The organism is Streptomyces sp. P3, from assembly GCF_003032475.1.
Lineage (GTDB): Bacteria > Actinomycetota > Actinomycetes > Streptomycetales > Streptomycetaceae > Streptomyces.
Genome location: NZ_CP028369.1, coordinates 1,570,663 through 1,583,792, shown reverse-complemented (window position 1 = coordinate 1,583,792; position 13,130 = coordinate 1,570,663). Strand labels below are relative to the sequence as shown.

12 protein-coding genes are annotated in these 13,130 nt (G+C 71.6%); 6 read left to right on the top strand and 6 right to left on the bottom strand.

What is annotated here, in order from left to right:
- Positions 1 to 5 precede the first annotated feature (5 nt).
- From dacB to folE, 6 genes are all read left to right on the top strand, one after another.
- Positions 6 to 1,661 (top strand): D-alanyl-D-alanine carboxypeptidase/D-alanyl-D-alanine-endopeptidase, encoded by a 1,656-nt coding sequence (gene dacB, locus C6376_RS07110; RefSeq protein ID WP_254075856.1) that lies wholly within the window; start codon positions 6 to 8, stop codon positions 1,659 to 1,661.
- 111 nt (positions 1,662 to 1,772) lie between these two features.
- A complete protein-coding gene (locus C6376_RS07105) occupies positions 1,773 to 2,906 on the top strand; it encodes a zinc-dependent metalloprotease (RefSeq protein WP_107442639.1) in 1,134 nt (377 codons plus the stop codon).
- 193 nt (positions 2,907 to 3,099) lie between these two features.
- Positions 3,100 to 4,134: a tRNA lysidine(34) synthetase TilS gene (tilS, locus tag C6376_RS07100; RefSeq protein WP_107442638.1), complete on the top strand. Its 1,035-nt coding sequence runs from the start codon at positions 3,100 to 3,102 to the stop codon at positions 4,132 to 4,134.
- 74 nt (positions 4,135 to 4,208) lie between these two features.
- Positions 4,209 to 4,769, top strand: coding sequence for a hypoxanthine phosphoribosyltransferase (gene hpt, locus C6376_RS07095; protein WP_107442637.1), 561 nt, complete (start codon positions 4,209 to 4,211; stop codon positions 4,767 to 4,769).
- 185 nt (positions 4,770 to 4,954) lie between these two features.
- Positions 4,955 to 6,994 carry an ATP-dependent zinc metalloprotease FtsH gene (gene ftsH, locus C6376_RS07090; RefSeq protein ID WP_107442636.1) on the top strand — a complete coding sequence of 680 codons (2,040 nt, stop codon included), beginning with the start codon at positions 4,955 to 4,957 and terminating at the stop codon, positions 6,992 to 6,994.
- Positions 6,995 to 7,146: 152 nt separating this feature from the next.
- Positions 7,147 to 7,752 (top strand): GTP cyclohydrolase I FolE, encoded by a 606-nt coding sequence (gene folE / locus C6376_RS07085; RefSeq protein WP_107442635.1) that lies wholly within the window; start codon positions 7,147 to 7,149, stop codon positions 7,750 to 7,752.
- Between the two features lie 59 nt (positions 7,753 to 7,811).
- Here the strand turns inward: folE and C6376_RS07080 are convergent, their stop codons facing one another.
- The 6 genes from C6376_RS07080 to C6376_RS07055 form a co-directional block, all read right to left on the bottom strand.
- On the bottom strand, positions 7,812 to 8,297 hold the full coding sequence (locus tag C6376_RS07080; protein WP_107442634.1) for a DUF3180 domain-containing protein: 486 nt from the start codon (positions 8,295 to 8,297) through the stop codon (positions 7,812 to 7,814).
- Positions 8,298 to 8,353: 56 nt separating this feature from the next.
- Positions 8,354 to 8,965, bottom strand: coding sequence for a 2-amino-4-hydroxy-6-hydroxymethyldihydropteridine diphosphokinase (folK, locus tag C6376_RS07075; protein ID WP_107442633.1), 612 nt, complete (start codon positions 8,963 to 8,965; stop codon positions 8,354 to 8,356).
- Complete coding sequence (folB, locus tag C6376_RS07070; protein ID WP_107442632.1) at positions 8,962 to 9,321, bottom strand: dihydroneopterin aldolase; 360 nt, start codon at positions 9,319 to 9,321, stop codon at positions 8,962 to 8,964. Before folB ends, folK begins: the two co-directional genes overlap by 4 nt.
- A 279-nt stretch (positions 9,322 to 9,600) precedes the next feature.
- A complete protein-coding gene (locus tag C6376_RS07065) occupies positions 9,601 to 10,113 on the bottom strand; it encodes a nuclear transport factor 2 family protein (protein WP_107442631.1) in 513 nt (170 codons plus the stop codon).
- Positions 10,110 to 11,105: a dihydropteroate synthase gene (gene folP, locus C6376_RS07060; protein ID WP_254075855.1), complete on the bottom strand. Its 996-nt coding sequence runs from the start codon at positions 11,103 to 11,105 to the stop codon at positions 10,110 to 10,112. Before folP ends, C6376_RS07065 begins: the two co-directional genes overlap by 4 nt.
- A 95-nt stretch (positions 11,106 to 11,200) precedes the next feature.
- A complete protein-coding gene (locus C6376_RS07055; protein WP_107442630.1) occupies positions 11,201 to 13,012 on the bottom strand; it encodes a phosphatidylglycerol lysyltransferase domain-containing protein in 1,812 nt (603 codons plus the stop codon).
- Positions 13,013 to 13,130: the final 118 nt, after the last annotated feature.

Here is a 13,130-nt window from a genome sequence, read left to right as displayed (position 1 = left end):
GGCTGGTGTTCGTGCCAGAGCTGAGGCCTTGGCGGGCCGCGAGACCGCACGTGGTGCGGCTCACGGACGCCGTACGACCGCGTCTGGCACGGGCCGCAGGGATCGTACGGCCGCGTCTCGCGCGCGTGGCGGCGACCGCGCGACCGCGGCTCGCACGGGTCGCGAAGCCGCAGCTCGCCCGGCTCACCGGGACCGGTCCGAACGCCCGTTCCTGGCAGTACGGCGCGGGCGCGGCGACCGTCGGACTGGCGCTGGCCGCCGGCGTGGTGACCGTCGCCGGCCCCTGGGACTCCACCGGTCAGCGTACGGCCGAGCGGGACCGCGTGAGCGCCCTCGAACGGACGGGTGGCGGAGATCACGGGCGTACGGCGGATTCGTCCCGTACGTCCGGCACCGCGGCCGGAGCACCCCGCCCCGCCCCCAGCGCCGGCTCCGTCCTGGTCGGCCTCGGCGGCGGCGCCCAGGTCGTCAAGTCCGCCCCGAAGGCCCTGCCGACGGGCGTCGGTGTCGCGAGCGTCCTGAACCCCCTCCTGGCCGACCCGGTCCTCGGCACCCGGCACGCCGCCGCGGTCGTGGACGTCGCCACCGGCCGGCACCTGTACGGCGCCGGCGCCGGGACGGGCCTGACGCCGGCCTCCACCACGAAGATCGCCACCGCGGTCGCCGCGCTCTCCGCGATGGGCGGCGAGCACCGCCTCACCACCCGCACGGTGCTCGAACCCGACACCGGGGAGCTCGTCCTCGTCGGCGGCGGCGACCCCACCCTCACGGCCCGCGACGACCACGGCGCGGGCTGGGCGGACCTGCGCGCCCTCGCCGCGTCCTCCGCCGCCGCCCTGAAGAAACGCGGCCTCACCCACCTGACGCTGTCGTACGACACGACCCTGTACGCGGGCAGCGAAGTTCACCCCATCGGGCCCAACGGCAACCTCGCCCGCGTCACCGCCCTGTCCGCCGACGAGGGCCGCCCCGACCACTCCACCAGCGGTCCGGTCACGCGCGTGCCCGACCCCGCGGCCGACGCGACCCGCACGTTCGCCGCGTTCCTGAAGGCCGACGGCATCACCACCACGTCCCCCGGACCCTCCAAGGCCACCACGCGCGCGAAGAGCCTCGCCTCGGTCTCCTCGCCGCCGCTGTCGGTCCTGGTCGAGCGGATGCTGACCAACAGCGACAACGACATCGCCGAGGCCCTCGCCCGCCACACCGCCCTCGCGACCGGCGTCCGCGCCGACTTCGCGGGCGGCGGCGCCGCGGTCCGCGCCCAGTTGACGAAGCTCGGGCTGCCGACGGCCGGCGTCCGCATCAACGACGGCAGCGGACTCGACCGCCGGGACCGGATCACGGCGAACCTGCTGACCGCCCTCCTGGTGAAGGCAGGCGACCCGGCCCGTCCCGACCTGCGCCCCGTCCTCACCGGCCTGCCCGTCGCCGGCTTCACCGGCACCCTCGCCGACCGGTACGCGGACGGCGCGGCCGGTCTCGTCCGCGCCAAGACGGGCACCCTGACCGGCGTCAACGCCCTCGCCGGCACGGTCGTCGACCAGGACGGACGGCTCCTCGCCTTCGCCTTCCTGGCCGATGGCACGACCGACGCGGGGGCGGCGCAGGCGGCGCTGGACAGGGCGGCCACGGCGCTCGCGGGCTGCGGCTGCCGCTGACGGCGGCCGCGGCCCACCACCCCTGAGGCACCCCCCGCACCGACCCTGACATCTCCCTGACCGGCCTCCCGCGGCCTGCCCCCGGCGGCGGTGCTCACGTACGGTTGACGCATGACGAGCATCGGTGGTGCTGCATCTGCGGGGATGGTCGACTGGAATCTGGCGGTGGCGACCGCGACCCGGCTCGTGCGGCCGGGTCCGGAAGTCAGCCGCGACGAGGCGCGGGCCGTCGTCGCGGAACTGCGCCGGCACGCCAAGGCCTCGGAGGCACACGTCCGGGGCTTCACCCGGATGGCCACCGAGGAGATCCACGACACCCCCATCCTCGTCGTCGACCGCCCCGGCTGGGTGCGGGCCAACGTCGCGGGCTTCCGGGAGATCCTCAAGCCCCTCCTGGACAAGATGCAGGAACGACGCGGCAGCAGCCCCGGGGGCGCCGTCCTCGGAGCCGTCGGCGGCAAGGTCACCGGCGTCGAACTCGGCATGCTGCTCTCCTTCCTGTCCTCCCGCGTCCTCGGCCAGTACGAGACCTTCGCCCCGGCCACCCGCGAACTCCCCGCCGGCGCGGTCGGCGGCGGCCGACTCCTGCTCGTCGCGCCGAACATCGTCCATGTCGAACGCGAACTCGACGTCGACCCCCACGACTTCCGCCTCTGGGTGTGCCTCCACGAGGAGACGCACCGCACGCAGTTCTCCGCCGTGCCCTGGCTGCGCGACCATCTCGAGGGCGAGATCCAGTCGTTCCTCGGCGAGACCGACGTCGACCCGTCGACGTTCCTCGAGCGTGTCCGCGAAGCCGCCCAGTCCCTCGCCGGCGGACGCCCCGAGGGCGAGGAGGACGACGGGGGCCGCTCCCTGGTCGAACTCGTGCAGACGCCCGCCCAGCGCGAGATCCTCGCCCGCCTCACCGCCGTGATGTCCCTCCTGGAGGGACACGCCGACTTCGTCATGGACGGCGTCGGCCCCGAAGTCGTCTCGACCGTCGCCGAGATCCGTGAGAAGTTCCAGCAGCGCCGCGCCAAGGGCGCCTCCCGGCTCGACATCGCGCTGCGCCGGCTCCTCGGCCTCGACGCCAAGCTCAAGCAGTACCGGGACGGCGAGCGCTTCGTGCGGGCCGTCGTCGACCAGGTCGGCATGGACGGCTTCAACCGGGTATGGACCTCCCCGAACACACTTCCGACCAAGGCCGAGATCGGCAAGCCGGCGGACTGGGTGGCGAGGGTGCACCGCAAGGCCGAGTCGTGAACCGGCGAAACGTCGATGAGCCGGATCCGTCCGACGGCAGGCGAACGCCCCTTCAATCACCCGTCCGAGGGACCGTCGGCCCCGGGTAGGCGTGCAATGCTCGGGGAGCGCCCCGGTTCTGTCACCATCTACACACTCTGAGTGACCGAACCCGGGCTCAGCCCCCGAACAACTTCATGAAGGGAACCGGACAATGGGTCCCCATCCTGCGGTCGCGGCGATACGCCTGGCGGTCCGCCGCGTACTCCACGACGTCCTCAACGACCACCCCGTCCCCGAAGCGAGCGCGCACGAACCGCCGCCGCCGTCGCCGCTCGTGCTCGTGGCATGCTCAGGCGGCGCCGACTCCATGGCCCTCGCCTCCGCCCTCGCCTTCGAGGCCCCCCGGCTCGGCATCCGGGCCGGCGGCGTCACCGTCGACCACGGCCTGCAGCCCGGCTCCGACCTGCGCGCGGCCGAAGTCACCCTGCGCCTGCGCGAACTCGGCCTCGACCCCGTCGAGTCCACCGCCGTCACCGTCGGCCGCGAAGGCGGCCCCGAGGCCGCCGCCCGCGACGCCCGCTACAGCGCCCTCGACGCGGCCGCCGAGCGCCACGGCGCCGCCGCGGTCCTGCTCGGTCACACCCGCGACGACCAGGCCGAGACGGTCCTGCTCGGCCTCGCCCGCGGCTCCGGCATCCGCTCCCTGTCCGGCATGGCCGCCGTCTCCGGCGGACCGGGGGCCGCCCGCCGCTACCGCCGCCCCTTCCTCCAGCTCGACCGGCAGACCGCCCGCAAGGCCTGCATGGTCCAGTCCCTGCCCGTCTGGGACGACCCGCACAACGCCGACCCCGCCTACACCCGCTCCCGGCTCCGCCACGAGGGCCTGCCCGCCCTGGAGAAGGCCCTCGGCAAGGGCGTCGTCGAAGCGCTCGCCCGGACCGCCCAGCTCTCCCGCGACGACGCCGACGCGCTCGACGCGTGGGCCGGCCAGGCCGAGTCCTCCGTACGGGACGCGGCCGGTCTGCTGGAGTGCGCCAAGCTCTACGCCCTGCCGCCCGCCGTGCGCCGCCGCATCCTGCGCCGCGCCGCCATCGACGCGGGCGCCCCGGCCGGTTCCCTCTTCGCCCGGCACATCGAAGAGGTCGACCGGCTGATCACCGGATGGCGCGGCCAGGGGGTCATCAATCTCCCCGGCAAAGTCGTCGCCCAGCGCCAGGGTGGCAGACTGGTGATTCGGCAAGGCTGATCCGGCCCCTCCGCCAGGACCGCGTACGTGGTCGTCGTGGGCGGTCCCGGCGGCCGGTGGGACAACCGAAAGTGATGCGGGTGGACGCGAAAGACATGGGCACCGACCTCAATGAGGTGCTCATCACCAAGGAAGAGATCGACGCGAAGCTGGCCGAACTGGCCGCGAAGATCGACGCGGAGTACGCGGGCAAGGACCTGCTCATCGTCGGTGTCCTCAAGGGCGCGGTGATGGTCATGGCCGACCTCGCCCGAGCCCTGTCCACCCCCGTCACCATGGACTGGATGGCCGTGTCGTCCTACGGGGCGGGCACCCAGTCCTCCGGTGTGGTGCGGATCCTCAAGGACCTCGACACCGACATCAAGGGCAAGCACGTCCTCATCGTCGAGGACATCATCGACTCCGGCCTGACCCTGTCCTGGCTGCTCTCCAACCTCGGCTCGCGCGAGCCCGCCTCCCTCAAGGTGTGCACGCTGCTGCGCAAGCCCGAGGCCGCCAAGGTGGCCATCGACGTCGAGTGGGTCGGCTTCGACATCCCGAACGAGTTCGTCGTCGGCTACGGCCTCGACTACGCCGAGAAGTACCGGAACCTCCCGTTCGTCGGTACGCTCGCGCCCCACGTCTACGGCGGCTGAACCCGAAAGGCCCAAGCCTCGTACGAAGATCGGGAACCCCGGCGGGCCTCACGCCGTTGGAGCATGCAGACGGGTGCGCCAGCCGTCCCGTGCGGCTTTGCGCGACGAAGCTGGGGTACCGTCAGAAGAACTGTCTTATCAAACTCACTATGGCAGGAGGGACGGGGCGACACCGCTCCGTATGGATGGACGTGAAGCGATACTTCCGTGGGCCGGTCATGTGGATCGTGCTGGCCGTCCTTGCCGTGGTCGTGTTGATGCAGGTCGTCGGCTCGTCCGGCGGCTACAAGACGGTGGACACCGGCCAGGTCATTGCAGCGATCAACGACAACAAGGTCGAGTCGGCCAAACTCACCACCGGTGACGAGCAGACCATCAAGGCCACGCTCAAAGACGGCGTGAAGATCAAGGGCAGCTCGAAGATCCAGGCGAGCTACATCGGCGATCAGGGCGTGACGATCGCCAACACGCTGCAGACCAAGTACCAGGACAAGCAGATCCCGGACGGCTACACGGTCTCGCCGACGAAGCAGAACGCCTTCGTCGGGATCCTGCTGTCCCTGCTCCCCTTCGTCCTCATCGTGGTCGTCTTCCTGTTCCTGATGAACCAGATGCAGGGCGGCGGCTCCCGGGTCATGAACTTCGGGAAGTCCAAGGCCAAGCTCATCACCAAGGACACCCCGAAGACGACGTTCGCCGACGTGGCCGGATCGGACGAGGCCGTCGAGGAACTCCACGAGATCAAGGAGTTCCTCCAGGAACCGGCCAAGTTCCAGGCGGTCGGCGCCAAGATCCCCAAGGGCGTGCTCCTGTACGGCCCGCCCGGCACCGGCAAGACGCTCCTCGCGCGCGCCGTCGCCGGCGAGGCGGGCGTCCCCTTCTACTCGATCTCCGGCTCCGACTTCGTCGAGATGTTCGTCGGCGTCGGCGCCTCCCGGGTCCGCGATCTCTTCGAGCAGGCCAAGGCGAACGCCCCGGCGATCGTCTTCGTCGACGAGATCGACGCGGTCGGCCGCCACCGCGGCGCCGGCCTCGGCGGCGGACACGACGAGCGCGAACAGACCCTGAACCAGCTCCTCGTCGAGATGGACGGCTTCGACGTGAAGGGCGGCGTCATCCTCATCGCCGCCACGAACCGCCCCGACATCCTCGACCCGGCGCTGCTGCGCCCCGGCCGTTTCGACCGCCAGATCGCGGTCGACCGACCGGACATGCAGGGCCGTCTGGAGATCCTCAAGGTCCACCAGAAGGGCAAGCCGGTCGCGCCCGACGTCGACCTGTCCGCCGTCGCCCGCCGCACTCCCGGCTTCACCGGTGCCGATCTCTCCAACGTGCTGAACGAGGCCGCGCTGCTGACGGCCCGCTCGGACAAGAAGCTGATCGACAACCACATGCTGGACGAGGCGATCGACCGTGTGGTCGCGGGCCCGCAGAAGCGGACCCGGATCATGTCGGACAAGGAGAAGAAGATCACCGCGTACCACGAGGGCGGTCACGCCCTGGTCGCGGCGGCTTCTCCGAACTCCGACCCGGTGCACAAGATCACGATTCTCTCGCGAGGCCGTGCCCTGGGCTACACGATGGTTCTGCCGGAGGAGGACAAGTACTCCACCACGCGCAACGAGATGCTGGACCAGCTGGCCTACATGCTGGGCGGCCGCGCGGCCGAGGAGCTCGTCTTCCACGACCCGACCACGGGCGCGGCGAACGACATCGAGAAGGCCACCACCACGGCCCGCGCGATGGTCACCCAGTACGGCATGACCGAGCGTCTGGGCGCGATCAAGTTCGGCGGCGACAACACCGAGCCGTTCCTCGGCCGTGAGATGGCTCACCAACGCGACTACTCGGAAGAGGTCGCCGCGCTGGTGGACGAGGAAGTCAAGAAGCTCATCGAGAACGCGCACAACGAGGCCTGGGAGATCCTGGTCGAGAACCGCGACGTCCTCGACAACCTGGTGCTGCAGCTGCTGGAGAAGGAGACGCTGGGCAAGGAGGAGATCGCCGAGATCTTCTCGTCCATCGTCAAGCGCCCGGCGCGGCCCGCCTGGACCGGTTCCTCGCGCCGCACGCCGTCCACCCGTCCGCCGGTGCTCTCCCCCAAGGAGCTCGCTCTGACGAACGGCGCCAACGGCGCGACCCCGGCGATCTCGACCGCGAAGTCCACCGCGGTCGACGCCGGCCCGGTGGCCGAGCCCAGCCCGGAGGAGCGCCCCGAGAGCTGACCGCGCTCCCGGTGGCCTCACCAGGCCCGGAATGAATGCCGCGCCCCCCAGGTTCTAGCCTGGGGGGCGCGGCATTTCTCCTGAACGACGTTCGATGCCGCAGATGAGGCGCGTGACGTATACGCGCGACCCGCACAGGAACGAGGCACAAGATGACCGACCCCGTGACGCTGGACGGCGAGGGCTCGATCGGCGAGTTCGACGAGAAGCGCGCCGAGAACGCCGTACGGGAGCTGCTGATCGCGGTCGGAGAGGACCCGGACCGTGAGGGCCTCCAGGAGACGCCGGCGCGGGTGGCGCGGGCGTACCGGGAGATCCTTGCGGGGCTTTGGCAACAGCCTGAGGACGTGCTGACGACCACGTTCGATCTGGGGCACGACGAGATGGTCCTGGTGAAGGACATCGAGATCGTCAGCCTCTGTGAACATCATCTGCTGCCGTTCCACGGTGTTGCCCATGTCGGGTACATTCCCGCCGACACGGGCAAGATCACGGGCCTGTCGAAGCTCGCGCGTCTCGTGGAGGTGTTCGCTCGTCGGCCACAGGTGCAGGAGCGGCTCACCACGCAGATCGCGGATTCCCTCATGCGGATTCTCGAGGCTCGCGGCGCGATCGTCGTCATCGAGGCCGAGCACATGTGCATGTCCGTGCGTGGCATTCGCAAGCCGGGCGCCAAGACCACGACATCGGCGGTGCGGGGTCAGCTCCGGGACGCCACGACCCGGGCCGAGGCGATGAGCCTGATACTGGCCCGCTGACGCCGGCCCGCACCGGCCTCCCGCCTTCGCCGACCCCGCCGCACTCCAGCGCGGCGGGGTCACGCCGTCGAGGCCGCGCCGTTCTCGTGGTCGTCGTCCTCAGGGAGCTTGCAGACGCGTTCCAGGAAGATGGCCGCCGCTATGACGGCGATGCCCGCCAGGACCGAGAAGCCGGCGTAGATGGCCTGGTCGCGGCGGGCGGGGATGTCCAGGGACTCCAGGAGGAAGACGCCCGTGCCTGCGTACATGCCGGAGACGAGCGCTGCCACGAGGGCGCTGGCCTGGCCGAAGACGACCGCGCGGGCGGCCATCAGCGGGTCGACGCCCTTCGCCTCGGGGCGGCGCTCGCGCTGGGCCTTGAGGCGCGCGCGCAGCGAGAGCGCCGTGGCGAGCAGGATCACCGCGATCACGGCGAGCACGATGGGCGCGGCCAGCGGGACGCTGGGCAGGGTTCCGACCGAGTTCCAGAGGCGGGCGCCCGCCCAGGACAGGACGCCGGCCACGACGAACACGCCTGCCAGCACCCTGATGTGCAGCTCTCTCACGGTGTCCCTTCAGCTCCCCCGCAGTGGTCCTGCGACCTTCCTGTTGACCTTAACGACTACTCGGGCAGGTGGAGTTCCAGGTCCTTGCGTGCGGCGACGCCCTCGCGGGTGACCGCGTCGAGCAGGTCGGCGACCCTGCCGAGGCCGGGGAGTTGGGCCTCGGGCTCCACGTCGTGCCAGGGGGCGAGCACGAACGCCCGCTCGTGGGCGCGGGGGTGGGGGAGGGTGAGGTGCGGGTCGTCGTCCACGACGTCGGCGTAGGCGACGATGTCGACGTCCAGCGTGCGTGCGCCCCAGCGTTCGTCCCGGATCCGGTGGAAGGCTTCCTCGACGGCGTGCGCCCGCTCCAGGAGGGAGGACGGCGGCAGGGTCGTCTTCAGCAGGACCACCGCGTTGAAGTACGCCGGCTGGCTGCCGGGCTCGACGCCCCAGGGCGCCGTCTCGTACACGGGGGAGACGGCCTTGATACGGACGCCCGGGGTGTCCTCGAGGGCGTCGATGGCGCCCTGCAGCGTCTCCAGGCGGTTGCCCAGGTTGGAGCCGAGGGAGAGCACGGCGCGTTTCGGGTTGTGCAGGGTGGTGTCGGCGGCGTCGACCCTCTCGACGACGGAGGCGGGCACCGGCTGGACGGTCGGGTCGCTCTGACCCCCGGCGAAGAACGCGGTCATACTCGGCTCCGGGTGATGGTGACGGTCACGTCGTCGAAGGGGACGGTGATCGGGGCGTCCGGTTTGTGGACGCAGACCTCGACCTCCTGGACCGCTTCGTGCTTCAGAGCGACCTGGGCGATGCGTTCGGCGAGCGTCTCGACGAGGTCGACGGGCTCGCCCTCGACGACGGCCACGGCCTCCTCCGCCACGATGCCGTAGTGCACGGTCTTCGCCAGGTCGTCGTCGGCGGCGGCCGGTCGGGTGTCCAGGCCCAGGACGAGGTCCACGATGAAGGTCTGGCCCTCTTCGCGTTCCTTGGGGAACACGCCGTGGTACCCGCGGGCCTTCAGGCCGCGCAGCGCGACACGATCCACGCGAATCACTCCTGCAGTCGTCGGTTCCGGCCGGTGCGTGCCGAGTGCGGGCGGCACCCCGGCCCCGCTCGAATCTACCCGCGAGCACTGACGGACCCGGTCACCGGCCGCGGTGGCCCGGGCCGGAGCCCGAGATTTCACCGGCCGTTCCCCTCGGGGAACCCGGTGGCTCACGGGCTGGTAGCCGCCCCTACCCACGGTTCGTGATTCCAACCACTTCTTCGCCCGGGTGGGCGGTGCACGCCTCGCAGCCCGCCTTCCGGGGGTTCTCCGCACGGCTCAGGAGGGGGTGTCCTCCTCCTCGTCGTCGTCCTCGTCGTCGTTCTCGGCCAGGACCGGGGAGGCGTGGTGCGACCAGAGCTTCCAGCCGTCCGGTGTCCGGCGGAACACGTTGGTGGCGACCACGAGCTGACCGACGAGCGGTCCGAGCTCCTCGCCGGCCTCCGGCGCCGGACCGCCGCTGAGGATGTTCTCGGTGCAGTTCACCAGTGCGGTGTCGCCGGTGACCGAGACGTGCACGTCGGTGAGGAAGAACTGGATGTAGTCGGTGTTCGCCATGATCAGCGCGTACGACCGCAGGACCTCGCCGCGGCCGGTGAGCACGGGCCAGCCAGGGTGCACGCAGGAGACCACGCCGACGTCCGCCGGGTCGTGGTAGGTCTCGTCCACGCCCAGATCGGACGGGGTCAGCCAGAAGGAGGAAACCCCCTCGAAGTCCCCTTGCTCCAGTGCCTCGTAGAAGGCGGTGTTGGCGGCTTCGACCTGCTCGACGTCCGTGTGGGGGGCGCTCACCGGGCTCCTTCTGCGTGGGGCGGGCGGGGCAGGTGGGGCGGTTCGGCCCGATCGGGTCCGCCGGGCGTGCCGGATGCGTCCATCGCCTGCCGCGCCGGTTCGGGTGCGCCCGCTCCGGGCGTGCGCCTTTCCTCGCGCGCCCCTTCCACGGCGCGCGCGACCTGCACCGCGTCGGCCGTCGCGCGGACCTCGTGCACGCGGACGGCCCAGGCGCCGGCCTGTGCCGCGAGGGCGGACACGGCGGCGGTGGCGGCGTCGCGCTCACGCGCGGGGGGCGGGGCGCCTTCCGGCCCGGCCAGGACACGGCCGAGGAACCGCTTGCGCGAGGCGGCGACGAGCAGTGGGTGCCCGAGTGCGTGCAGCCGGTCGAGGTGAGCGAGCAGGGTCAGGTCGTGGTCGGCCTCCTTGGAGAAGCCGAGTCCGGGGTCGACGACGATTCGGTCGGGGGAGACGCCGCCGTCGAGGACGGCGTCGACGCGCGCGTGGAGTTCGTCGACGACCTCGGCGACGACGTCGGCGTAGACGCCGCGGACGTTGCCGCCCTCGAGGAAACCGCGCCAGTGCATGACCACGAAGGGGGCGCCGGCGTCCGCCACGGCGGGAATCATCGCCGGATCGGCGAGGCCGCCGCTGACGTCGTTGACGAGGGCGGCGCCGGCTTCGAGGGCACGGGCGGCGACGGAGGCGCGCATGGTGTCGACCGAGACGATGACGCCTTCGGAGGCGAGGCCGCGGACGACGGGGACGACCCGGCGGAGTTCCTCGGCCTCGTCGACGCGGGTGGCGCCCGGCCGGGTGGACTCGCCGCCGACGTCGACGAGGTCCGCGCCTTCGGCGACGAGATGGAGGCCGTGCTTGACGGCGGCGGTGGTGTCGAACCACCGGCCGCCGTCGGAGAAGGAGTCGGGGGTCACGTTGACGACTCCCATGACCGCGCAGCGGTCCCATCCCGGAAGTCCGACGACGCTCCCGCGTCCGCTCTGCTTGCTCATATGTTCAGCGTAGGCCCAGGCGTAGGCCGCGCCACGGTGCGGTTCCCGGGCAGGGCCCCGCCGGGGACCGCGGTGGCTCCGCGGGCCCATGCGGCCTATGCCGCGCGTACGTCTCTCTCCGCCACGGCGTGCGCGCACACGCGGGCCGCCGCGGAGCGGCGGCGCAGGAAGCGCGGCAGGGGGAGGGCGAGGTTGACGAAGCCTTCGGCCTGCATGGCGGCGAAGCCGATGCGGGGCAGGTCGCCGGAGGCCCGGTAGACGACGAAGCGGGGCTCCCAGCGCGGCTGGAACTTGGCGTTGAACTTGTACAGCGACTCGATCTGGAACCAGCGCGAGAGGAAGACCAGCAGCCCGCGCCAGGCGCGCAGCACGGGACCGGCGCCGATCTTCTCTCCCCGGGCCAGGGCGGCGCGGAACATCGCGAAGTTCAGCGACACCCGCGTGATGCCGAACTTCGGTGCGGCCTGGAGAGCGGCGACGATCAGCAGTTCGTTCATGCCGGGGTCGGCCGAGCGGTCGCGTCGCATCAGGTCGAGGGAGGCGCCGTCCGGACCCCAGGGCACGAAGTGCAGGATCGCCTTCAGATCGCCGTACTCGCCGGGGACCTCGTCGGCCTTGTGGGCGGTGGCGATGAGGCAGTCCCCGTCGGAGGCGTCGCCGACGCGGCCCAGTGCCATGGAGAAGCCGCGCTCGGTGTCGGTGCCGCGCCAGTCCTCCGCCGCCCGCCGGATGCGCTCCAGTTCGGCCTCGCCCAGGTCACGTACGCGCCGCACGCGGGTTTCGTAACCGGCGCGTTCGATGCGCTTGACCATCTGGCGCACGTTGCGCATCGCGCGGCCGGCGAGGGAGAAATCCGCCACGTCCACCACCGCCTCGTCGCCCAGTTCCAGGGCGTCCAGGCCGGTCTCGCGGGTCCATACCTCGCCGCCGGTCTCCGAGCAGCCCATGACGGCGGGCGTCCAGGAGTGGGCCTTGGCCTCGTCCATGAAGCGTTCGATGGCGCCGGGCCAGGCCTCGACGTCGCCGATGGGGTCGCCGCTGGCGAGCATCACGCCGGAGACCACGCGGTAGGTGACGGCCGCCTTGCCGCTGGGGGAGAAGACGACGGCCTTGTCGCGGCGCAGCGCGAAGTGGCCGAGGGAGTCGCGCCGGCCGTGCTTGTCCAGCAGGACGCGCAACCGGCTCTCGTCCTCCTCGGTGAGGCGCGCGGCCGGGTGCTCGGGGCGGAAGGCGAGGTAGATCGTGGTGACGGCGGTGATCCAGCCGAGGGCGCCGAGGGAGAAGGCGACCGTCCAGGAGGTGTTGCCCTGGTAGTCGACCGGGCCCTCGAAGCCGAAGAGGCCGTACAGGACGTGCGTGATGCGATCGGCCAGGCTCGGGTCGCCGATCAGGCGCCCCGGGTGGACGCTGACGATGACCAGGCCCAGACCCAGGGAGCCGGCGCCCATGAGGACGAAGTTGGCGAGCGCACGCCAGCGGCTGCGCGGGTCGGGCAGCGCCCTGAACTGGTCGCGGTGCACCAGCAGCGGGACGAGGAGGGCGATCGAGATGAGCGCGCCCACGATGGAGTGCCGGTACACGAACTGCGAGATCGCGCCCGCCGGGAGCAGGACCACGGCGGCTCGCCAGGCGCGCCGCTTGCCCCGCCTGAGGCCGTGGGCGAGCAGCAGCAGCAGGACGCCCGCGCTGAGTGACAGCGCGGCCGCGAAGGGCCCGAAGGAACCGGGCAGCACCTCGGCGAAGCTGTGCATGCGGCTGTGCCGGAACCGCGGGAAGACGCCGCCGGCGACGTCCAGCAGGCCCACGAGGGCACAGGCCCGGGCGACGAGGGACGGCACGGCCTCGGGGCGCGGACCTCGCACTATCCGCCGCACCCGGCTGCTACGGGGCGGAACCCCACCCGACATTTCCCCATCTTCAGTGACAGACATCGCATCCCGTAGTTCCGCGAGAGACTTTGGATCCGGTGCCGATTCGGGCATCCGGCGACATTGCGCCCTCTAGGACGGTGTCTTGGGGAGAGAG

What these genes read in the sequence shown, in the direction of transcription:
- C6376_RS07105 (WP_107442639.1), top strand. Translation starts at nt 1,773, where the DNA reads ATGACGAGCATCGGTGGTGCTGCATCTGCGGGGATGGTCGACTGGAAT.
- tilS (WP_107442638.1), top strand. Translation starts at nt 3,100, where the DNA reads ATGGGTCCCCATCCTGCGGTCGCGGCGATACGCCTGGCGGTCCGCCGC.
- hpt (WP_107442637.1), top strand. Translation starts at nt 4,209, where the DNA reads ATGCGGGTGGACGCGAAAGACATGGGCACCGACCTCAATGAGGTGCTC.
- ftsH (WP_107442636.1), top strand. Translation starts at nt 4,955, where the DNA reads ATGGACGTGAAGCGATACTTCCGTGGGCCGGTCATGTGGATCGTGCTG.
- folE (WP_107442635.1), top strand. Translation starts at nt 7,147, where the DNA reads ATGACCGACCCCGTGACGCTGGACGGCGAGGGCTCGATCGGCGAGTTC.
- folK (WP_107442633.1), bottom strand. Translation starts at nt 8,965, where the DNA reads ATGACCGCGTTCTTCGCCGGGGGTCAGAGCGACCCGACCGTCCAGCCG.
- folP (WP_254075855.1), bottom strand. Translation starts at nt 11,105, where the DNA reads ATGAGCAAGCAGAGCGGACGCGGGAGCGTCGTCGGACTTCCGGGATGG.
- C6376_RS07055 (WP_107442630.1), bottom strand. Translation starts at nt 13,012, where the DNA reads ATGTCGGGTGGGGTTCCGCCCCGTAGCAGCCGGGTGCGGCGGATAGTG.